Below are 22,180 nucleotides of genomic sequence, written 5' to 3' on the forward strand. Positions count from 1 at the left end.
GCCCCTCTTTAGAGGACGTGTTCCTCCTCTAAAGAGGGAGATAGGGAAGGTAGATATAGCACTCTACTCGGCCTAAATGTTCTGAATATCGAGTTGGAAAGATCTGGGCGCTGACTCGGAGATGTTGTGCGATGGTCTTATATTGTGAGTCATCAAAGACTTCTTGGGGTCTAAGCGCTGTATAAATCCGCTCTTCCACCCGCCCATGATCCTTGCCCAAAGTGCTGTATGTAAACTGCGTATAGCGACCGGTAAAAGCGTCTTTTTAAGTCTTCAGATAAGTGTCTGTGATTCCTTTTTAGAGCTAATACATAATCGGCCTCCGACTCCACAATCTTTTAAGCAATATCAGTTTGCGTTCCCATAGCGTCGATGCTCACCACGGCTCCCGTGAGATCAATGCTGTCAAGCACATTGGGGATGGCTGTAATTTCATGGCTCTTCTCTTCCACCGCCTTACCCGCAATGCTGATGGTGTGTTCATCGACCTATGCTGATGGGTATGTGGGTGTACGAGTCGGAAGATTTTGATCCGCGGATTCGTTTGCCATCAATAGAGACAGGTTTGCCTTTCAAGTCATCGACAAGTGTATTGCCAAAGACCGACAGGCACTCCGCAAAAGCTGCAGGATCAATTCAAGAAATCACTCTTTCGATTGTGTCCACACTCAGACAGCCATTGGGTAGTTCTAACAACGGCTTGAGAAATTCTCCTCGGTGTTACAAAACTCATACATAGATACGTAATCGTTTCCGCCACAGAGATAAGTTGCTATAGCGATGATTAATATGTCACTCAACTTGTGCTTGCAACGTCCCTTCACACGAGGATCCGGTACAGAAGAAAAATAGTCGATCTTTTCCATATATCAAAGGTACGGTTACCCTCGGGCTGCGTAAGAGAGCACTTGACAAGAAGATTTTTTACGTCGAACTCACATTTAATATAGTTGTTCTTCGCTGTACAAAGAAGCCTCGTGGGAAAGAGCTTATCACAGGGCAAAAAACTGAACAGAGTCGCTCCTTCGCTTGGATCAAAGTCGAGCAGACAATTTCTGGTTGCATAGCGACTACACCTGACTACACCCAAATCCCGCTTCTTTCACTGTATTACCCACATAGTAGTCATGTAGTAAGATCTATTCGGTGAAAGGGAAAAAGGCATGTTAGGACAGCCGTACAAGGATCACTCTGACGCCGCTTGTTGCTTCCGGATCAGCTTGTCCATGTCTTCTGAGATCTTTTTGTCCGTCACCTGTGCATAGATCTGCGTGCTGGATATGGATGCATGTCCCATCATCTTGGCAATGCTCTCTATCGGGATGCCAGCGCTGAGCGACAACGTTCCGAACGTGTGGCGCGCTATATGAAAAGAGAGTCGCTGTCTGATGCCACATGCAAAACCCACGGTGCTCAGTTTGTTATTCATCACACTGCGGCTGCAACTGCGTGGAAAGATAAGGGCCTCGCCTTCTTCTTTCACCGTCTGCTCCACTTGGCTTTTATTGAGGATCTCCTCCGCGATCGGATGTAATGGCACGAGGGACTCCATTTTCGTTTTCTGCCTCTCCTTACGGATATATCTCCTACCGTCGGCCGACGTTTGGATATGCGAGAACTTTAGGCGCTCCATGTCCACAATGGCCAGTCCGGTGAAGCAGGAGAAGAGAAACATCTGCCTGGCCTGCTCTGCTTCCCTGTCGTTCACTCTCATCGCCATGAGCTTGGCCACATCACTCTTTTGCAAGAAGCGAATCTTTCTTTCCTCTTTTTCGTAGATGACATCTTCAAAAGGATGGCAGCGGATGACTTTCAAGTCTACCGCGCGATACATCAACCGACTCAATCGGCAGAGATGATTGTTCATGGTCGATGTGGCCAAGCCACGCTTTTTGAGGAAGAAGCGGAAGTTCTCAAACAGATCTTCCGTAATGCCTGCGAGGGGGATGTCTCGACCTCCGTTTTCCTTCACGAACTCTCGAAGCAACTTGTCCGAATAAGTAAGGTTCTGGTAAGTACTTTCTGCCTTTGACTTGCCTACGCATGCCTTAACAGATTGCAGTTCTGCCTCGCTCATGGTCAAAAGGGTGGTTGGAGTGGCCGCGACGCCCTGCAAGCGGTTCTTAAGCCGTTCTGCACTGACCACGCCGTTCTTTGCGAGCATTTCCGCGTAAGTCTTTTCCACGAGTTCTCTGAACGTCGCGAGGCGTTGATTGATTTTCTTTTCGCCGGTTGTTCCCTGTCCGCTGTTCCATTCGGTCGGCAGACATTCTTCTCCGGTTGCCATCACCGCGCTTCTGCCATCAATGGTAACGCGGCAAAAGATGGCCGTCTTGCCGTCAGATTTTGTCTTCTGTCTGTTGATGTAGAACAGGATCTTGAATGTACTTCTCATGTTGGTTTCGGTTAAATGGTCAGATGTAAGTCTTTGGTGAAGGTGATCAAGCGATCGAACTCCTCGAATAGCTTTTGGGAAGTGACTTTCGCATATCGTTCGGTCATGCGAACCGTGCTATGCCCAAGCATCTTGCTAACGGTCTCGATGGGTACGCCCTGCTCCAAGGTGACGAGCGTAGCGAAGGTATGTCGGGCGGTGTGCGAGGTGAAGGGTAGCGCAATACCGGCTCGCAATCTGAGAACCTTCAGGTGCGACTGATAAGTCAGGTAATTGATGTGAGGAAGCAACGTGTCCCTTCCTTCATCAGACAGTTTGTTCATCAATCGAAGCGCTTCGGGCAACAGCTTTACACGGCAGAGGACGCCTGTCTTCTGTCTGTTGAACTTCAGCCAAAGGGCGCCCTCATCGTCGCGGACAAGATGCTCACGGTTCAGTGCCATCAGATCGCAATAGGCGGCGCCGGTGTAACAGGCGAAAAGAAACACATCGCGCGCTGTCTCCAAGTCAATCTCCCAGCCGTCAAAACAGAGCGCCTTTAACTTGTCCAACGCTTCCCTATCGAGCGCTTTGGGCAGTCTACTATCTCCCTTGTCTACATGCACATTGTCGAATAACAAGGAGTCCGCCGCACCTTCTCGATACGCCAGCTTGCAGACCTTCTTGACAAGGACAATCATGTTGTAGCAGGTACTTTGTTTCAGTCCAACCTCTCCGGTTGCGAACTGCTCGAACTGCTTGACGAAGTCCTCCGTGAGCTGCGAAAAGGTCAAGTCGGAAGCGTTATGCTTCGCTCGAATGAACTGTTGCAATCGCGCTCTTGTCTGACGATACAAGACCAAAGACTCTCTTTTGATGTCTACTCCGACGTGATCCTCCATGTCCTCGATCAGGCCGTCAAACCGCTCCAAAAGCATGGTTCGACTCTGCACGCAGCCTTGGAAATGCTCCTTGATGTCGGTTGCGTCAAATGGAGATCCCTTGGCAAGCAAGGACTGATAGGAAGACTGAACGGCGAGAAGGAGGTTGTCCAACCGTTCATTGACTTCGACCGCCTCGCGGCTCTTCCCGTTCATCCGACTTTCGCGCGGGTTCCACAAATCGGGATTGCAGAACAGCTTGCAACTGAACTGTGCAATGGAACGTCCCAGCGTGATCCGTCCCATGATCGGCGCCTTGCCCGACCTGTCGCGACTGCTCTTTTTGAGGTAGAGCAACACCTTCATTTTCATGTCATCCATACGCTTTGAAAACTGTGGGCAAAATTACCCGGTTCAAAGCGCCCGTTACCTGTGCAGATTCCTGTATATCAATGCAAAAGAACCATGTGCAAGAAAGGTTCAGTTACCTGCTTTTGCACCATCGTTACCTACCACCAGACACGGTAATGGTTTGGTAACTGAACTCTTGCTCGGATCCGCACTTTTCTGCCTCTTACGCTCGACGTAATCGGAAGCATATCCACCCCTTTCCGCCTAACAATCAGTCCACTTGCTCCGACATCGGGGCTTCTGCTTTTGAGGGGAATAGTTGGTTCGGAACGTATTAGAATAGGTTCCGAGGTGGTTAGAATACGTTGGTGAGGTGGTTTTAATAGGTTCCGAACGTATTAGAATAGGTTCCGAGGTGGTTGGAATACGTTGGTGAGGTGGTCGGAATACGTCCGGAACGTATTGTAATAGGTTAGGGAGGTGGTTCTAATAGGTTCGGAACGTATTACGACCACCTCGGAACGTATTCACGGCCGCCTCAGCACTCAAAACAGAGAAATCCCAACGCCCGGCCTACTTTTGCGCCGAGATGAATAATCAGAGAAGAAACGATATATGGAAAGAATTTTAGTAACCGGTGGCGCAGGCTTCATCGGGTCGCACCTCTGCGAACGCCTCGTCATGGAAGGTAACGACGTGATCTGCGTCGACAACTACTTCACGGGCAGCAAGGACAACATCCGCCACCTGCTGGGCAGCGACCGCTTCGAGGCCGTGCGCCACGACGTCACCACGCCCTACTACGCGGAGGTCGACAAGGTCTACAACCTGGCCTGCCCCGCCTCGCCCGTCTACTACCAGTACAACCCCATCAAAACGCTCAAAACGTCGATCTACGGCACGCTCAACATGCTCGGCCTGGCCAAGCGCGTGCACGCAAAGATCTTGCACACCTCTACGAGCGAAGTCTACGGCGACCCGACCATCCACCCGCAGCCGGAGTCGTATTGGGGCAACGTCAACCCGATCGGCATCCGCTCCTGCTACGACGAGGGCAAGCGCGCCGCCGAAACGCTCTGCATGGATTATCACCGTCAGCACGGCATCCGCGTCAAGATCATCCGCATCTTCAACACCTACGGCCCGCGCATGGACAAGCACGACGGCCGCGTGGTCTCCAACTTCATCGTTCAGGCCCTCACCGGCCACGACATCACCATCTACGGCGACGGCTCCCAGACGCGCAGCTTCCAGTACGTCGACGACCTGATCGAAGGCATGATGCGCATGATGGATACGCCGGACGATTTCAGCGGGCCGGTCAACATCGGCAACCCCGGCGAGTTCTCCATGCTTGAGCTGGCGCACGAAGTACTTCGGCTCACCGGATCACGTTCGAAAATCGTCTTCGCCCCCCTGCCCCAGGACGACCCCAAGCAGCGCAAGCCCGACATCTCCCTGGCCTATGAGAAGCTCGGCGGCTGGCAACCCACCATCCGGCTGGAAGAAGGACTAAAGAAGACCATCGCCTATTTCGACGAACTCCTCAGCAAGGGCGGCGTCAGAGCCACCAACCCAATGTGACAGGTAGGCTGCCAAATTGGCTGGTAGGCGATTACCCCTATCATGTACCCGGCCAACTTCCCCGGCCTCGGTAGAGGCCTTGATCTTCTTTTGCTTCTTTTCTTCCATCAAGGGAAGAAAAGAAGAACATCAAGGGAAGAAAAGAAGCATCAAGGCCAGAAAAGAAGACCCAAAGCATATTTCGGGCGACCATAAAGTCCCCCCTTACTACATATTATTCATACACCCCAATAAACAAAATGAGAAAGAACAAGAGATTGACGACAGTGGCCGCGGTCCTGTCCGTAGTGCTACTGCTCACGGCCGCCAAGGCCGGCGACGGCGTAATCACGAAAGAGAACGGTATGACGGTGATCAACACCACCGAGCTGACCCGCGACGTGAAGGGCTACCAAAGCCACACGCCCGTGAAGATCTTCATCAAGCAAAACAAGGTGGTGCGCGTCGAAGCGTTGCCCAACCAAGAGACACCGAAGTTCTTCGACCGCGCCAAAGCCATCCTCACCTTTTGGGACGGCAAAGCCGTGTCCCAGGCCGTGAAGGAAGCCCCAGACGCCGTGACAGGCGCCACGCTCTCGTCCGAGGCACTGAAGAAAAACGTCCGGGTCGGGCTCGAGCACTACAACAAGCAGCAGCCGAAAAAGAAACGGAAGTAACCGCAGCGCATCCCCGGCAGGGATGGCCACGATATGCACGAAGAGGATACGCCCCGCGGCGCATCCTCTTTTTTGTGTTACGGGATTTACGACGCTTCCACCCGGATGGTGGCCGAGAGCGTATGGCCGCGATCGTCGACCACGGTAAGCGTGTGGAGGCCGGGATCGAGGTGGAGGGAGAGCTTGTGGAAGTCGCGCGTGGAGGCGGTGTAATTGCCGTCGATATGCCAGAAGACAGTGGCGTTGGGATCGCTATGGGCCAACTCGAAGGTGACGACACCGGGCGTGCCGTCGAGCTGGCGGGGCAGGGTGATGCGTGCAAAGGCGTCTTGGGGATAGATGAACTGCATGGGGCGGTCGGAGTCGTCGCCGCAGCCGGGCATGAAGGGCGGCAGCGGACGATACTCGGGGTGCTGCTGCCGGTAATACCACTCCCAGGCGGGCGGCAACACAAACCAATTGGCGGGCACAGCGCTCGCCTCGCTCATACAGTTTTCGTAGACACGGAAGCGACCATCGGGGGTCAGGTTCACGCGTATGTGGTAAGGACAAGGCTCCGTCCGCTGCCCGTTGGGACAAATCGGGACAACGTCCGACGCGTCGCAGAAGCGCCCCTTGAGGCAGCCCGACTGGCGGCACACTTCGGCTTCGACAAGTGCACCGTCGCCGGGCATGTCGAACCATGTCGCGGCGGGCAGCAGGTTGAAGAGGTCGAAGAGGACAGGGCCGGCGGTACGTGCCCCGACGATCCCCGGCCGACCCTCGCCCGAGGCATTTCCCACCCACACGCCCACGGCGTAGCGCGGCGTAACGCCCACGGCCCACGCGTCGCGGAAACCGTAGCTCGTGCCCGTCTTCCACGCCACGGTCTGCATAGAAGGGATCGTGCGCCAATCGATGTCCTCCGGCCGATTCACCTCCTTGATAGACTGAAACGTGAGCCAGACGCCACCCGGTGTGAAGACGTAGGGGGTGGTGGAGCGGCGCTGCTTCTCATCGGCGGCCAGGGCAAGGGGGATGCGCGGCTGTCCCTCGAGGCAACGCGCCATGTCGACGTAGGCCGCGGTGACGTCCCACAGGGTGGCTTCGGCGCCGCCGAGGATGAGCGAAAGGCCGTAGTGCGAGGCCGGTCGGCGGAGGGTGGTGAGACCGGCGCGCTTCAGGAAGTCGTAGAACTTGGGGACGCCATAACGGCGGAGCAACACGACGGAGGGTACGTTGAGCGAGCGGGCGATGACCTCTTCGGCGGGCACGGCCCCCTCGAATTGCAGGCTGAAGTTTTGCGGCGCAAAGCCGTTCACGTTGATCGGAATGTCGGGCAGGAGGGTACGGGGAAGGATGTCGCCATCCTGCATAGCGGCACAGTAGAGCAGGGGTTTGAGGATGCTGCCCGTGCTGCGTGGCGCGCGGATGATGTCGACCTGACTACCGGGCTGTCGCTCGTCGAAGCGGGCATTGCCACAGTAGGCCAGCACGCGGGCGGTGCGAACGTCGACGATGATCGCGGCCATGTCTCGGATGTCCTGCTGCGCAAACTCTGCGTGCCACCGTGCCAGCACGGCTTCGACCTGCGACTGCATGCCCTTATCGATCGTCGAAACGATGCGTTCACCGGGGCGTGTCTGCTGAAAGTCGGCCACCAGATGTGGGGCCAATGCGGGCAGTGGCAGCGGCTCTTCAGGCAGCGCCTCGCTGAGGGCCAGCTCATAGTCGGCATCGTCGATCACGCCTCGCCGATGCAGCTCGCGCAGCAGTCGGTTGCGCTTCCGGAGCAGCGCCTCACGGTTTCGCGAAAGGTGGATCATCGACGGTGCATTGGGCAGCACGGCCAGCATGGCAGCCTCGGCCCACGACAGCTCGGCGGACGAGTGTCCGAAATAGCGCCAAGTGGCTGCCTCCACCCCAACCACGTTGCCGCCGAAAGGTGCATGTGCGGCATAGAGCGCCAAGATCTCCCGCTTGCTGTAGCGACATTCGAGGCGAGTGGCCAAAACAATTTCAATCAGCTTCTCCCCCACTGTACGCCGTTCGCCGCGCGAGAGTCGGATGGTCTGCATGGTGATCGTGCTCCCCCCGCTGACGATGCGTCGCGCGCGAACGTTCTGCACGAAGGCGCGCAAGATGGACACGGGGTTGACGCCGTTGTGGAGGTAGAAATGACGATCCTCGAAGGCGATGAGGCAGCGGGCAAACTTGTCTGGCGCCGTGTCGGAGGGCGGGAAGCGCCACTGTCCGTCGGTGGCGATGCGTGCACCGAGCAGCTCACCGTGGCGATCGGTGACGACGGTGGCGTAAGGCACGTCGAACAGTCGGCGCGGCAGGCACAGCAGGTAAGCCAACAGCAAAAGAGCCACCCCGTAACGGATGGCTCTTACTGGTTTCGTATTCCAATCGGGTAGCAACTGATCGTGTGTTTTAATACGGGTTAAACGCCGCTTAAACTCAGCTCAAACGCCGAGTTCATGCGCCTCCTCGACAGCGGCTGTGCCATGTTTCTTCTGCTTGACCTTGAGGTGGTCGAAGCCGTGTCCGTAGACGCCGATCACGGCGCTCTGCGAGATGAAGGCCGAGGGGTCGATGTCGTTGATGATGCGGAAGATGGTGGTCGATTGACGTTTCTTGGCCAGGACGAAGATCATCTTCTGCGGCTGGCCGGTGTACATGCCGACGGTGTCGATCACGGTCACACCGCGGTGCATGGCGTTGATGGCGTGGCCAATCTCTTGGTACTTCTTGGAGATGATGAAGAACTGCACGGACTGGCGGGCGCTGTTGACGATCTGGTCGAGCATGAAGCTGGTGACGAAGAGGGTGACGAAGCCGTAAACGACGCGCTCCCAGTCGCGCAACACGACGTAGCTGGAGGTGATGATGATCGTATCGAGGATCATCATAACGCGCCCCAGGGTGATGTCCTTGTACTTATTAATAATGGCGGCCACGATGTCCGTACCGCCGGCGCTGCCGTTGGACGAGAAGGCGATACCCAGCCCTGTGCCGCAGATGGAGGCCCCCAAGACGCAGGCCATGAAGGGTTGATCATGGAGCATCCACACGCCTTTCGTGATGGCTTGCACCACTTCGAGCGATAGGGTGAGCATACAGACGCCGTAGATCGTCTTGATGCTGAACTTCCACCCCAAGATCTTGATGGCGAGGACGAGCAGGAAGACGTTGGCGCCGAAGTAGACGTACTGCACGGGCAGCTTGATGGCGAAGTAGATGATCGAGGCAATGCCAGGCACGCCACCGGTCATGATCTTGTTCGGGAGCAAGAAAACGGTCCACCCGATACTGTAGAGCAGCATGCCGAGGGCAATCATCACGTAATCCCTGACTTCGCGGAGCAGGGCTTGTTGATTCGTTCGAATCGACTTGACAGGGTTCATCTTTCTTTTCATGATTTTTTAACGGCCGCAAAAGTAAAAAAGATCGCAGGCCAGCCTCGGGGCCTCGCGTCTTTTTCGTCGGAAGATTCTTGGGGGCGGGTTTTGGGGCTTGCACGCAGGGCAACCGCATCAAATCAAAACCACCACTCCGAGAGATCTCCGTAGGGGTACGGAGATCAAAAACACCAGTCCGGGAGATCTCCGTAGGGGTACGGAGATCAAAAACACCAGTCCGGGAGATCTCCGTAGGGGTACGGAGATCAAAAACACCAGTCCGGGAGATCTCCGTAGGGGTACGGAGATCAAAAACACCAGTCCGGGAGATCTCCGTAGGGGTACGGAGATCAAAAACACTTGTCCGAGAGATCTCCGTAGGGGTACGGAGATCAAAAACACTTGTCCGGGAGATCTCCGTAGGGGTACAGAGATCTCTCAGACGCGTGGTTTTGATTTGATGCGGTTGCCCTGGCCTTGCACGGCACGCAAGGGGTAAAACCCGGGGGAGTTCTCCTGTATCCGGCAAACTTGGCTGGCGCCCCTGGCGCCTTTCAGGGGCGTCAGGGACGCCTGCCAAGTTTTCCCGGGTACCTGGTTGCAACTTCGCCGGGACCCGCAGGCCCCCTCCGGCAAAAGATTCGGGGCGCCCCCTTCCTGCTTTGTGTAGGAAAGAGACGCCCCGAAGGGTGTAGCGCGTCGGCGTCAAGAAGACGAGACCGCGCTACGTCCTATGTGGAGATACTTCTGCGTTGCTGTTATTGTCCCAGCGCCCAGAACTCGTTCGAGGCCATACGCTGATAGTTGCGGTAACGCCAGCGGGCGTTCTCCTCGGCGGCTTTGAAGAGCTCGGCTGCCTCGGCGGGGTACTGCTTCATGACGGAAGCGTAACGCACCTCGCCCTTGAGGAAGTTCTGGAACTCGTCGAAGTTCGGCGCCTTGCTGTCGAGGATGAAGGGGTTCTTGCCTTCGGCCTCAAGCTGCGGATTGTAGCGCCAGAGCTGCCAGTAGCCGCAAGCCACGGCCTGCTTTTCTCCGTCTGACTCTTACCCATGCCGGCCTTCAAACCGTGGTTGATACAGGGCGAGTAGGCGATGATGAGCGAGGGGCCGGGGTAGGCTTCGGCCTCGCGGATGGCACGGAGCGTCTGGGCCTGGTCGGCACCCATAGCGATCTGGGCAACGTAGACGTAGCCGTAGGTGGTGGCCATGAGGCCGAGGTCCTTCTTGCGGACGCGCTTACCGGCAGCGGCAAACTTGGCGATGGCACCCACGGGCGTGGACTTGGACGACTGTCCACCGGTGTTGGAGTACACCTCGGTGTCGAGCACAAGGATGTTGACGTCCTTGCCGCTGGCGATGACGTGGTCGAGACCGCCGTAACCGATGTCGTACGAGGCACCGTCGCCACCGATGATCCACTGGCTGCGCTTGATGAGGTATTGGGTCAAGCCCTTCAGCTCCTTGCATACGGAGCAATCGGCCTCCTTGATGCCACGATCGATCATGACCTCAAGTTGCGGAGCCAACTCCTTCGTCTTATCGGCATCGAACATGTTGTCGATCCATGCCTGCATCAGCTCTTTGGCTTCAGCCGGAGTGTGTTCGTTCTCGATAGCTTGCTTGAAGAGCTTCACTATGCGCTCACGCATCTTCTCGTTGGCCAGCTCCATGCCGAGGCCGAACTCGCAGAAGTCCTCGAAGAGGGAGTTGGCCCAAGCCGGACCGCGGCCCATGTCGTTCTTCGTGTAGGGCGTGGAGGGGACGGAGCCGGAGTAGATCGAGGAGCAACCCGTAGCGTTGGCCACCATCTCGCGGTCGCCATAGAGCTGGGTGACGAGCTTCACGTAGGGCGTCTCGCCGCAACCGGCACAGGCTCCGGAGAACTCGAAGAGCGGCGTGGCGAACTGTGAGTTCTTGGCGTTGGCCTTGGTGTCGACCAGATGCTGCTTCGTCTTGACGTGATCTACGCAGTAGTTCCAGTTTGGCACCTGATCCATCTGCGTCTCGAGGTGCTTCATGCCGAGCGCCTTCTCGCCCTTCTTGCCCGGGCAGACATCGACGCAGTTGCTGCAGCCGGTGCAGTCGAGCACATCGACCTGGATGCGGAAGTTCATGCCCGCAAACGTCTTACCCTGTGCCTTGAGCTGGGGGAAGTTGGCGCCCTTCTGTTCCTCTTCGTCAAGCACGAAGGGACGGATGGCAGCGTGGGGGCAGACGTAGGCGCACTGGTTGCACTGGATGCAGTTGTCCATGTTCCACTCGGGGACGAAGGTGGCTACACCGCGCTTCTCGTAGTAAGCCGTGCCTTGCATCCAGGTGCCGTCCTCCCTGCCTTTGAAGGCCGATACGGGCAGCTGGTCGCCGTCCTGAGCGTTGATGGTGCGTACCACTTCGTTGATGAAGGCCGGGGCGCTGTTTGCAGCGCGCGGATCGTCGGGCAGGTCGGCCCAAGCGGGATCTACGGTAAGCTGCTTGTACTCGCCTCCACGATCTACGGCGGCGTAGTTCTTATTCACCACGTCCTCACCCTTGCGGCCGTACGACTTGACGATGAACTTCTTCATCTGCTCCACAGCCAGATCAACGGGGATGACGCCCGTGATGCGGAAGAAGGCCGACTGGAGGATGGTGTTCGTGCGGTTGCCGAGGCCGATCTGCTGGGCGATCTCGGTGGCGTTCATGTAGTAGACCGTGATGTTGTTCTTGGCGAAGTACTTCTTCACCTTCACGGGCAGGTTGCGCACCAGATCGTCGCCCTCCCAGATGGTGTTGAGCAGGAAGGAGCCGTTCTTGCGGAGACCGCGGGTCACGTCGTACATGTGCAGATAGGCCTGCACGTGGCACGCCACGAAGTTGGGCGTGTTCACCAGATAGGTCGAGCGGATCGGGTGATCGCCGAAGCGGAGGTGCGAGCAGGTGAATCCGCCCGACTTCTTAGAGTCGTAAGAGAAGTAGGCCTGGCAATACTTATCGGTGTTGTCGCCGATGATCTTCACCGAGTTCTTGTTGGCACCCACCGTACCGTCGGCACCGAGGCCATAGAACTTGGCTTCGAACATGCCTTCGCCACCGAGTGCGATCTCTTCCTTCATCGGCAGCGAGGTGAAGGTGACGTCGTCCACGATGCCGACCGTGAAGTGGTTCTTGGGCTCGTTGAGGGCGAGGTTTTCGAAGACGGAAATGATCTGTGCCGGCGTCGTGTCCTTCGAGCTGAGGCCGTAGCGTCCACCGACGATGATCGGGGCATTCTCGCGGCCATAGAAGCAGTCCTTGACGTCGAGGTAGAGCGGCTCGCCATTGGCGCCCGGCTCCTTCGTACGGTCGAGCACGGCGATGCGCTTAACCGTCTTCGGCACTGCAGCCAAGAAGTGCTTAGCCGAGAACGGACGATAGAGGTGTACGGCCACCATGCCGACCTTCTCGCCGTTGGCTACGAGGTGATCGATGGCCTCACGCGCGGCTTCCGTCACGGAGCCCATGGCGATGATGACGCGGTCTGCATCTTCGGCGCCGTAGTAATTGAAGAGGCCGTATTTGCGACCGGTGAGCTTGTAGATCTCTTCCATGTATTCCTCCACGATGGCGGGCACTTCGTCGTAGAAGCGATTGCCAGCCTCGCGGTGCTGGAAGAAGTGGTCGGGGTTCTCAGCCATACCGCGCGCCACGGGGTTCATCGGGTTCAGGGCGCGGGCGCGGAACTCGGCCAGGGCCTTTTGATCGATGAGCGGAGCGAGATCCTCGTTGTCGAGCTTCTCGATCTTCTGGATCTCGTGCGAGGTGCGGAAGCCGTCGAAGAAGCTGACGAACGGGACGCGTGACTTGATCGTGGCCAGGTGTGCCACACCGGCCAAGTCCATCACCTCCTGCACGGAGCCTTCGGCCAGCATGGCGAAGCCCGTCTGGCGTACGGCCATCACGTCCTGGTGGTCGCCGAAGATGGAGAGGGCGTGCGAGGCCAGGGTACGTGCGGAAACGTGGAAGACGCAGGGCAGGAACTCGCCCGCGATCTTGTACATGTTCGGGATCATGAGCAGCAATCCCTGTGAGGCCGTATAGGTGGAGGTCAGCGCACCGGCCTGCAGCGATCCGTGCACGGCGCCAGCGGCTCCGCCTTCAGACTGCATCTCTTGCACCAATACGGTTTCGCCGAAGATGTTCTTCCGCCCAGCGGCGGCCCATTCATCGACGTATTCGGCCATCGTCGACGACGGTGTGATGGGGTAAATGGCAGCCACTTCGGAAAACATATACGAGATATGCGCCGCGGCTTGATTACCGTCACAGGTCAAAAATTTCTTTTCTCGTGCCATAACTATCTGTTGTTTGATGTGTGTAACATTCTGATTGCTTGTATGTGGATATTTAGTCAGTGGAGATTGTATCAGTATAAGAAGCCGAACATCCATAGGGGGATGCAGTTCGGCTCGTCGAGGGGAGGCTCCACCTCGTCGACGGCGTAGTAGAAGTCGGGGCTGACTTTCCAGCGCGCCTCGGGGTAGGAGACCCGGAAGAGGTAGCGATCGTTGACCAGGAAGCTGTTGTGCCTGTCGTAAGCATTCACGCGATTGTCCTTCAGGAGTTGGTTGAAGAAGAAGGCCTCGTTGACGGTGCGCTCGTCCTGCGTCTGACGGTTCATGACGTGCAGCAGGTTCGGGTTGTAGAGGTAGGCGTAGACGGGCTTTTGGGGGAACTCCTCGCCGCGGGGGTAGAGGAGGGTGATCATGCGGGCGTCCTTGAGGTATTTGAGGTAGTTCATCACGGTGGCGCGTGAGGTGCCGATGTCCTTGCTGAGCTGACTGATGTTGAGCGTGCAGGGCTCGTTTTGCGAAATCAGGTAGAGCAGGCGGCGCAGTTTGGGCAGGTAGCGCTGCTCGATCTGGCGGATGTAGAGCACGTCGACCTCGAGGGTCATGTTCATCATCTTGAGCAGGTTCTCGGAATAGTTGCGCTTCTCGAGGAAGAAGGGGTAGAAGCCGTGATGAAGGTAGTCGTGGAAATACTCGCCGGGGTTGACCTGGTCGCAGATGTCGCGGGCGATGAGATAGCGATCGCGCATGAGCATATCGAAGCTGAAGGGTTGCAGGTCGAGGCCGGTCTTGAGGTTGAGGTATTCGCGGAAGGAGAAGCCGCGCAGGTAGTAAGGCGCCACGATGTCGCCCACCTCGTGGTTCTCCTCCTTGATGCGCATGACGGACGATCCGGTGAAGACGATCCGCAAGTTGGTGTAATGATCGTAGCAGTACCGCAGTTCGCGCGACCAGTTGGGATACTTGAAGATCTGATCGATGAGGAGCACCTTGCCTCCAGCGGCGTAAAATTCGCCGGCGAAGTCCGTGAGGGTGCGTTCGGTGAAGATGAAGTTGTTCAGGTTGACGTACAGGCATTCGCGGCCATCGGGGGCGAAGTATTCGCGAGCGTAAGAGAGCAGAAACGTCGTCTTACCAATCTCACGGCAGCCCTTGATCCCGATCAGGCGCTGACTCCAGTCCACCTCGTCCATTAGGCCGCGGCGCACAGGTGTCCCCAGATGCGTCACCAGATATTTGTGCGTTCGATAGAATGCCTCCATAAGTCAGTTCAAATTTCCGCGGGCAAAGATAGGATTTGCGCGTAAAAACACCATCAAAAATGCAAACTGTAGATTGCAATTTTGCGCTTCCCGTTCGGTTTTCGACCCCTGATTCGTGTTTACGATCGCGCCAAAATATGCTCCTGATCGTATGACGTAAGATTCGATTCAAATCCAAATGGATCCACGCGGCCATGCTTGCCATCTCATCTGAATAGACTTTGTGTTTGATCAGATCGCATGAGATCCATCAATCTTCAAATTTGAATGTGACCAGATAGTATGCAATCTGGTATGATTCAAATCAGATACGGGTCAGATGGCGTGCAATCTGAGCTGATATAAAATTGTTTTGCTTCGGATTGCATGCGATTCGATGTGATTCAAATCGGATACGGGTCAGATGGCGTGCAATCTGAGCTGATACAAAATTGTTTCACTTCGGATTGCATGCCATTTGTAGTGATTCAAATCGGATATGAATTAGATGGCGTGCAATCCGATCCGATACAAAATTGTTTCGCTTCGGATTGCATGCGATTCGGCGTAAAACAAAAAGGATTCAAGACGCACAGCAGGTGATCCGTCTTGAATCCAATTCTCGAGATGTTGTTGTGGGGCTTCGGAGGTCAGTCGCCGGTGAACGTGTCGACAAGTACTTCGCGATAGGCGTTGAAGATTTTCGACTTGGAGACAAAGCCGATGTAGGTGCCTTCGGTGTCGACGACGGGCAGGTTCCAGGCCTTGGTGTCGTCGAAAATGTGCATGATTTTCTCCATCGGCATGTCGTTGACAATGCGCGCGGGGGGCGAGACCATGAAGCGCGAGACGCGGAAACGCTCGTACAGCTCGGGGCGGAACATGATGTTGCGGATGTTGTCCACCAGCACGATGCCCAGCAGCACGCCTTCGGTGTTGACCACGGGGAACATGCTGCGGGAGCTCTTGGCGATGGCCTCCTTGACGACGTCGCCGAGGCTCATATCGGGGCGGACGGCGATGAAGTCCGTTTCGATCACACTGCCGACGTTCATGAGCGTCAGCACGGCCTTGTCCTTATGGTGCGTCAGGAGTTCGCCCTTTTGGGCCAAACGCATGGTGTAGAGGCTGTGGGGCTCGAAGGCGCGGATGGTGACGTAGGAGCCGATGGAGGTGATCATCAGCGGCAGGAAGAGGTTGTAGCCGCCGGTCAGCTCGGCGATGAGGAAGACGCCCGTCAGGGGGGCGTGCATGACGGCGGACATGGTGCCGGCCATGCCCATGAGGGCGAAATTCTTTTCGGGCAGGTCGACCGGCAGGCCGAAGAAGTTGAGGATGTGCGAGAAAAAGAAGCCCGCGATGCAGCCGATGTAGAGGCTCGGGGCGAAGACGCCACCGCATCCGCCGCCGCCGTTGGTGGCCGCCGAGGCGAAGACTTTCGTGAGGAGGATGAGGCCGAGGAAGATGACGATGCCCCAATAGCCATTCTCCATGCCGAGGAAGGGGCTTTGGTCCATGAGGTGGATAAAGTCGCCGTTGAGCAGGGTCTCGATCGTGTCGTAGCCCTCGCCGTAGAGTGGGGGGAAAAGGAAGATGAGGATACTGAGCATGGCCGCGCCGAGGATGAAGCGTTGCCAGCGGTGCGAGAGGCCGGCGTAGATCCCTTCGACGCGCAGCATGGCACGGGTGAAGTAGAGCGAGACGAGTCCGCAGAAGATGCCCAGCAAGAGGACGTAGGGGATGCGCTCCATGACGAACTCCTCGGTCTGCGAAAACTGGAACATGGCCTCGGTGCCGGAGAAGACGTACGACATCGTGGCGGCCGTGACGGACGAGATGAGCAGGGGCAAGACGGACGTCATCGTCAAGTCGAGCATGAGCACCTCGATGACGAAGACCAATCCGGCGATCGGAGCCTTGAAGATACCCGCCACGGCGCCCGCGGCACCACAGCCGACGAGTAGCATGAGCGTTTTCTGCTCCATGCGGAAGAGTCGGCCGAGGTTCGACCCGATGGCAGCGCCAGTGAGCACGATGGGCGCCTCGGCCCCGACCGATCCGCCGAATCCGATCGTCAGCGAACTGGCCACGAGCGAGCTCCACATGTTGTGCGGCTTGATGCGGCTCTTGCGCTGTGAGATGGCATAGAGGATCTTGGTGACGCCGTGGCTGATGTCGTCGCGGACGACGTAATAGACGAAGACTCCGGCCAGCAGGATGCCGATGATGGGGTAAAGGAGCAGCCAATAGTTGGCTCCCTCGCGGATGTTGGCCCAGAGCAACTGCTGGATGGTGTGGATAAGGAACTTCAGCAGTAGGGAGGCCGTAGCGGCACCGATACCGACCAGGAAACTGATGATGAGAATGAAGTTGCGCTCCCGAATGTGGCGTTCGCGCCAGAGCAGGAAGCGATAGAAGCGGTTTTCGTTTGTCATGTGGTTCGTGTGTTTCATACGCCCTTGCCCGTGACCACCGTCCTGACCGTATAAATAAGGATAGTCAGGTCCAGGGCGAGGGACATATTTTCGTAATAGAGGATATCGTAGTCGAGGCGCTCGATCATCTTTTCCACCGTGTCGGCATAGCCATACTTGACCATGCCCCAGGAGGTGATGCCGGGGCGAACGTTGTGCAATAAATAGAAGTAGGGCGCAGTGCGGACGATGCGGTCGATGTAGTACCGCTGCTCAGGCCGTGGCCCGACGAGCGACATGTCGCCAATGAGCACGTTCCAGAACTGCGGCAGCTCGTCCAGCCGATATTTACGGAGGAAACCGCCGAAGGGCGTCACGCGGTCGTCGTCCTGTTGAGTCAGCTGATGGCCGTCACGATCGGCACCGACGTACATCGTGCGGAACTTGTAGATCGTGAAGGGTCGGCCACCGCGCCCGATGCGCTCCTGCCGAAACAGTACGGGGCCGGGCGAGCTACGCTTGACGCCGATAGCCAGGTAGGCGTAGACGGGCGAGAGCAGCAGGAGAGCGATAGCGGAAACGATCTTATCGGCCAACCATTTGAGGTTCTTACCCGCCTCGGAGAAGTTGTTGTCCGTGGCGTCGATCAGGGGGATGCCGTGGATGGTCCGCGCACCGACACGCCCCAGCGGACTGTTCTTGGCCGCCCAGATCTTCACGGGGCACTTATAGCGGTAGAGTGAGTAGAGAATGTGCACGGCGTCGGCGTCGCCCCCCGGCTCCACGACGAGCGCCAGCTCATGTGCGGTCCGTGAGGCCATCAGCGCGGGCAAGTCACTAATACAGCCCAGCGTTTCCTGCACACCCTCCGCCGTCGACGGTTGGCCGACGAACCCTTCCACCCGATAGCCCAACCGTTCCAGATCGCGCCGTGCCTCCGGGGCGTGCTGACCCGTTCCGATGACTAAGACATCCGTCACCCACAGTCCGCGGCGTACCATCCGCAGAGCATGATTCGTGATCATGTTGCGCCCGAGGTAGGTCAGGACGAATTGCAGCGCGCAGTAGGTGAAGAAGATGATATAGTAAACGTCGAACGAACGCGGGAGGTCGTTGAGGATGACCACGAAAAAGATGACGACGCACCCTAGCCCGACGCTCACGAAGGTGGTGAAGGCCTCCTCGATACGCGACTTGCCGAAGGGCCGATTGTAGTAACCCGAAAGGAAATAGAGGGCCAGCCAGAAGAAGGGTACGATAAGCTGCACCTGAATGACTTGCCGATAGCCGAGGAAGTCGGCCAGCGTACCGAAGTCGTAGCGGGCCACCTCGTGAAAGCGTACCACGTTGAGCACAGCCCACGCTACGGCCGCGGTGACGAAGTCGGACGACAGATAGAGGAGACGTTGGCGGCGGCGGTTCATCATCACTCGCGTATGACTTGAATGGTTCCGTCGGCGCCTAATCGGATGATGCCCGAGGGACGTGCTGTGGAGCGATCCGTGCGCCGATAATGGACGACGTAGTCCACGCCGCGGATGATCTCCTGGCAGACCTCGTCGTAGCATCCGGGCGCGGCTTGTCCGCTGAGGTTGGCTGAGGTCGACACGATGGGACGGCGAAAGCGTTCACAGAGCGCATGTGAGAATCGTTCGCGGGTGACGCGTATGCCCACCGAGCCGTCTGGGCCGAGCAGCGACGGCGCGAGGTTCCGTCCGTGGGGATAGATGATCGTCAGCGGACGTTCGGAGAGCTCGATGAGGTCCCAGGCGATGTCGGGGATGGCGTCGACGTACCCCATCACTCGTCCCGGGCTGTCAGCGAGGGTCAACATGGCTTTGTGATCGGCGCGCCGCTTGAGCGCATAAACCCGTCGGACGGCCTCATCGGAGGTCGCATCACAGCCTATGCCCCAGATCGTGTCGGTGGGATAAAGGATCAGTCCGCCTTCGCGCAGTGTGCGCACACATGCCGTGAGATCGGCCTGCAACAGTTCGTTATCGTTTATTGAGTGCATAATCCATGTGGTTCTGTAATTGGATCACAAAGGAATACCGAAAAGTGTAAACACCGCCCCCGACTGACACTTCCGCCCGACCATTCTGAGGACGGCCCACCCCAATCCGACCCCGGAGGTGGGGCCTGCGCAGGGGCGGACTGCCTCCGCCGAATCGACAGATTGACCCCGCTTGATGGGGACTTAAGCCGCCGCATTGTGCGTGCAAGGTCTGTGGACGGATGAGAGGGACAGGCGTCGGTTGCGGGGTGATCCGTCGATCGGGAGGGCGAGCGGTGCCAGGCGGGCTATACATATATATAATAGGTATAGGGAGGCGGACTCAGTCGGCGGATGGGGGCAGCGGCTGAGGTGGTGTTCCCTACGAATGCGCACGGGGTGTCAGCCGACCGGAAGGGTTGCCACACCGTATGCCCCGAGGTGACTCCACGTACCAAACGACGCTTTCTCGCCACCCGACGGGACAGGTATTCACGGAGCAGACTTGGTCGTCGGATTTCGTTTTTTGCCCCGCGCCCTACCTTTGCCAGCCGTCGGGACGCCCGATTGTCAATCATTCCTCACGCACTATACATATTCTATATGCCCCGCATCACCCCTGTCCTCCTCGCGCTCCTTGTGCTGGCTTCGTGCAGCACGACGCGCTATGTGGGCGAAGGCGAATACTTGCTTGACCGCGTACGCGTGGAAGCAGATTACTCGCCCATCCCCACCTCCGAACTGAAGTCCTACCTCCACCAGCATCCCAATCAAAAGATCTTCGGCCTACTCAAATGGCCGCTCTACGTCTATGACTGGTCCAGCGACCGTGGCCGTTGGTCAGACCGACTGCTGCGCCGCATGGGCGAGGCTCCTGTGATCATGGATACGTCACTCATCGTCCTCTCGCGCGACGAGCTCCGGCGCTACATGGTGAACAAGGGGTTCGTGCAGGCTGCGGTGGACTATGCGATCGACACCTCGCGCAGCCGACGCGCCACGGTCCGTTACCGCATTCGCTCCGGCGCACCGTATCTGATTGCCAGTTATCGCCTCGAACCGGGTGACGATCGGATGGACTCTTTGCTACGCACCGAGCCGACGCCCATCCGAGTCGGACAACGATTCGACCGCGATGAGCTAGAACAGGAGCGCCAACGCATCACGTCGCTTATGCGTCGGAACGGATATTTTGCCTTTCACCGCGATTATATCTACTTCTCGGCCGACAGCTCCGTCCCGGAGCGCGTCGATTTGGTTATGCGCATCCGGCCCGTCCGCATCGCCACGGACTCCTTACCGATCGAGCACCCGCACCGACTCTATTGCGTCGACTCGGTGCGTATCCTGGTGGACAGCAGGACACACCTTACAGATTCATCGACCCTATTCCGCACGGCGACCGACACGGTGCGCATTCGTGACGTGGAGATCCGTTACGCTGCGGGCCAACATCTGCTTCGCCCGGGCGTGCTCTATCGGCGCTGCTTCCTGCTGCCGGGCCATCTGTTTAATGAACGCGACGCCGAGCGGACTTACTCTTCGCTGGCCGGATTGGGAGCCCTGCGGCATGTGAGCCTGCGATACGAGGAAACCACGGATAACCCCTCGGACACCGTAAGGCTCCAAACGACCATCATTACTGCAGCCGCCCCACCGCAGGGTTTCGGATTGGAACTTGAAGGCACCAACTCCGGCGGTGATCTGGGCTTCGCCTCGGCCGTTAGTTACCGTCATCGCAACCTGCTGAGGGGCTCGGAACTTTTGTCGACACGAGTCCGCGGTGCGTACGAGGCCCTTTCCGGCGGCGATCGCAGGAGTGGTTGGGGCAATTACTGGGAATTTGAAACGGAAGCCTCTATCCATTTCCCGACATTCCTCCTCCCCTTCGCCAGTTACGCCTTCCGGCGGCGCATGCGGGCCACCACCGAGTTCAAAATCAGCTATGATCAGCAGCGCCGACCCGAATATCGACGTGCCATCATATCCGGCGGCTGGAATTATAACTGGCAAACGGGCGCGTCCAACCACCCTGCGCGCCACACACTTAAGCTCATTGATGTCGATTACATATACATGCTGCACGTCGACACGGCTTTCAGAAGTCGATTACCTGAGCTGACGGCTAAATACAACTACTCCGACATGTTCATCGTAAGCAGTGGCTATACATACTCGCTCAACAGTTACGACCCGATGCGTCGGAACCGCAGCGCGCATTCCCTTCGTGCGGCGATCGAGCTGGCCGGCAATGCGCTCTATGGCCTCTCGCATTTGTTAGGCGCATCCCGCGGCGCGGACGGTAGTTATAAGCTCTTCGGAACGACTTATTCGCAGTTCGTGAAGGCCGACATCGACTATGCCCGCAGTATCGTTCTCGATGCACGAAACAGCGTCGCTTTTCACATCGGTGGCGGGCTGGGCGTTCCCTACGGAAACTCCACGGAAATACCCTTCGTGCGCCGATACTATGCCGGCGGCGCAAATAATAATCGCGGGTGGTCCGTCCGCACACTTGGCCCGGGCAGTATGGCGGACGAGGAGTCCACGTCGTTCATCAACCAAGTGGGCGACATCCGACTCGATGCGAACATCGAATACCGCACACGCCTCTTCTGGAAGTTCGAGCTCGCCGCCTACATAGATGCTGGAAATATTTGGACCATACGTCGTTACGGCTATCAGCCCGACGGCGATTTTCGCCTTTCACGCTTCTACCGTGAGATCGCCCTCTCGTACGGACTCGGTCTCCGACTCGATTTTGACTATTTCCTCATCCGCTTCGATACCGGACTCAAGGCCTACGACCCCGGACAACGCGGTGCGCGTCGCTGGGCCATCTCCCGCCCCAATCTGACCAACAATTTCGCTTGGCATTTCGCTATCGGTTATCCGTTCTGACCGAAAATCGGGAAACGAAATCTGAACCGTTCTGCATGCACGGTTATCATTCCTTTTTGGGTGTACCTATTGTGCACTCGGTAGAGGTGT

Annotated in this window: 13 protein-coding genes; 3 read left to right on the forward strand and 10 right to left on the reverse strand. The window is 57.4% G+C overall.

All coding sequences use genetic code 11. The annotated features are described in order from the left end of the window. Positions 1-689: 689 nt before the first annotated feature. From C7123_RS13560 to C7123_RS00990, 3 genes are all read right to left on the reverse strand, one after another. A complete protein-coding gene (locus C7123_RS13560) occupies positions 690-866 on the reverse strand; it encodes a transposase family protein (RefSeq protein ID WP_083206901.1) in 177 nt (58 codons plus the stop codon). Between the two features lie 320 nt (positions 867-1,186). After that, positions 1,187-2,395, reverse strand: a complete 1,209-nt coding sequence (locus C7123_RS00985) for a site-specific integrase (protein ID WP_069175469.1) — start codon at positions 2,393-2,395, stop codon at positions 1,187-1,189. 11 nt (positions 2,396-2,406) lie between these two features. Then, positions 2,407-3,636, reverse strand: a complete 1,230-nt coding sequence (locus C7123_RS00990) for a site-specific integrase (protein ID WP_069175470.1) — start codon at positions 3,634-3,636, stop codon at positions 2,407-2,409. A gap of 585 nt (positions 3,637-4,221) precedes the next feature. On the opposite strand from C7123_RS00990, the gene C7123_RS00995 reads away from it, so the two are divergent. Both C7123_RS00995 and C7123_RS01000 read left to right on the forward strand, forming a co-directional pair. Next, positions 4,222-5,190, forward strand: coding sequence for a UDP-glucuronic acid decarboxylase family protein (locus C7123_RS00995; RefSeq protein ID WP_037981854.1), 969 nt, complete (start codon positions 4,222-4,224; stop codon positions 5,188-5,190). A gap of 239 nt (positions 5,191-5,429) precedes the next feature. Beyond that, entirely contained in the window at positions 5,430-5,846 is a 417-nt protein-coding gene (locus tag C7123_RS01000) for an FMN-binding protein (protein WP_069175471.1), read from the forward strand. An 86-nt stretch (positions 5,847-5,932) separates the two neighbouring features. Here C7123_RS01000 and pbpC read toward each other — a convergent pair whose 3' ends face one another. The 7 genes from pbpC to C7123_RS01035 all read right to left on the reverse strand — a co-directional run bounded on the left by pbpC (position 5,933) and on the right by C7123_RS01035 (position 19,183). Next, a complete protein-coding gene (gene pbpC / locus C7123_RS01005) occupies positions 5,933-8,200 on the reverse strand; it encodes a penicillin-binding protein 1C (RefSeq protein WP_237269255.1) in 2,268 nt (755 codons plus the stop codon). Positions 8,201-8,293: 93 nt separating this feature from the next. After that, on the reverse strand, positions 8,294-9,235 hold the full coding sequence (locus tag C7123_RS01010; protein ID WP_069175473.1) for a YitT family protein: 942 nt from the start codon (positions 9,233-9,235) through the stop codon (positions 8,294-8,296). 868 nt (positions 9,236-10,103) lie between these two features. Beyond that, positions 10,104-13,541, reverse strand: coding sequence for a pyruvate:ferredoxin (flavodoxin) oxidoreductase (gene nifJ / locus C7123_RS01015; RefSeq protein WP_394365927.1), 3,438 nt, complete (start codon positions 13,539-13,541; stop codon positions 10,104-10,106). Positions 13,542-13,612: 71 nt separating this feature from the next. Then, positions 13,613-14,800: an ATP-binding protein gene (locus C7123_RS01020; protein ID WP_069175475.1), complete on the reverse strand. Its 1,188-nt coding sequence runs from the start codon at positions 14,798-14,800 to the stop codon at positions 13,613-13,615. Between the two features lie 629 nt (positions 14,801-15,429). Further along, complete coding sequence (locus C7123_RS01025) at positions 15,430-17,214, reverse strand: chloride channel protein (RefSeq protein WP_069176383.1); 1,785 nt, start codon at positions 17,212-17,214, stop codon at positions 15,430-15,432. A gap of 14 nt (positions 17,215-17,228) precedes the next feature. Next, positions 17,229-18,617, reverse strand: coding sequence for a sugar transferase (locus tag C7123_RS01030; RefSeq protein ID WP_069176384.1), 1,389 nt, complete (start codon positions 18,615-18,617; stop codon positions 17,229-17,231). Between the two features lie 2 nt (positions 18,618-18,619). Beyond that, positions 18,620-19,183: an L-threonylcarbamoyladenylate synthase gene (locus tag C7123_RS01035; protein WP_069176385.1), complete on the reverse strand. Its 564-nt coding sequence runs from the start codon at positions 19,181-19,183 to the stop codon at positions 18,620-18,622. Between the two features lie 609 nt (positions 19,184-19,792). On the opposite strand from C7123_RS01035, the gene tamL reads away from it, so the two are divergent. Continuing rightward, positions 19,793-22,090, forward strand: a complete 2,298-nt coding sequence (gene tamL, locus C7123_RS01040) for a translocation and assembly module lipoprotein TamL (protein WP_069175476.1) — start codon at positions 19,793-19,795, stop codon at positions 22,088-22,090. Positions 22,091-22,180 lie beyond the last annotated feature (90 nt).

This window comes from Tannerella serpentiformis (assembly GCF_003033925.1).
In the GTDB taxonomy this organism is placed as follows: domain Bacteria; phylum Bacteroidota; class Bacteroidia; order Bacteroidales; family Tannerellaceae; genus Tannerella; species Tannerella serpentiformis.

Coding starts and splice junctions, on each gene's coding strand:
- C7123_RS13560 (WP_083206901.1), bottom strand. CDS start 866: ATGGAAAAGATCGACTATTTTTCTTCTGTACCGGATCCTCGTGTGAAG.
- C7123_RS00985 (WP_069175469.1), bottom strand. CDS start 2,395: ATGAGAAGTACATTCAAGATCCTGTTCTACATCAACAGACAGAAGACA.
- C7123_RS00990 (WP_069175470.1), bottom strand. CDS start 3,636: ATGGATGACATGAAAATGAAGGTGTTGCTCTACCTCAAAAAGAGCAGT.
- C7123_RS00995 (WP_037981854.1), top strand. CDS start 4,222: ATGGAAAGAATTTTAGTAACCGGTGGCGCAGGCTTCATCGGGTCGCAC.
- C7123_RS01000 (WP_069175471.1), top strand. CDS start 5,430: ATGAGAAAGAACAAGAGATTGACGACAGTGGCCGCGGTCCTGTCCGTA.
- C7123_RS01010 (WP_069175473.1), bottom strand. CDS start 9,235: ATGAACCCTGTCAAGTCGATTCGAACGAATCAACAAGCCCTGCTCCGC.
- nifJ (WP_394365927.1), bottom strand. CDS start 13,541: ATGGCACGAGAAAAGAAATTTTTGACCTGTGACGGTAATCAAGCCGCG.
- C7123_RS01020 (WP_069175475.1), bottom strand. CDS start 14,800: ATGGAGGCATTCTATCGAACGCACAAATATCTGGTGACGCATCTGGGG.
- C7123_RS01025 (WP_069176383.1), bottom strand. CDS start 17,214: ATGACAAACGAAAACCGCTTCTATCGCTTCCTGCTCTGGCGCGAACGC.
- C7123_RS01030 (WP_069176384.1), bottom strand. CDS start 18,617: ATGAACCGCCGCCGCCAACGTCTCCTCTATCTGTCGTCCGACTTCGTC.
- tamL (WP_069175476.1), top strand. CDS start 19,793: ATGCCCCGCATCACCCCTGTCCTCCTCGCGCTCCTTGTGCTGGCTTCG.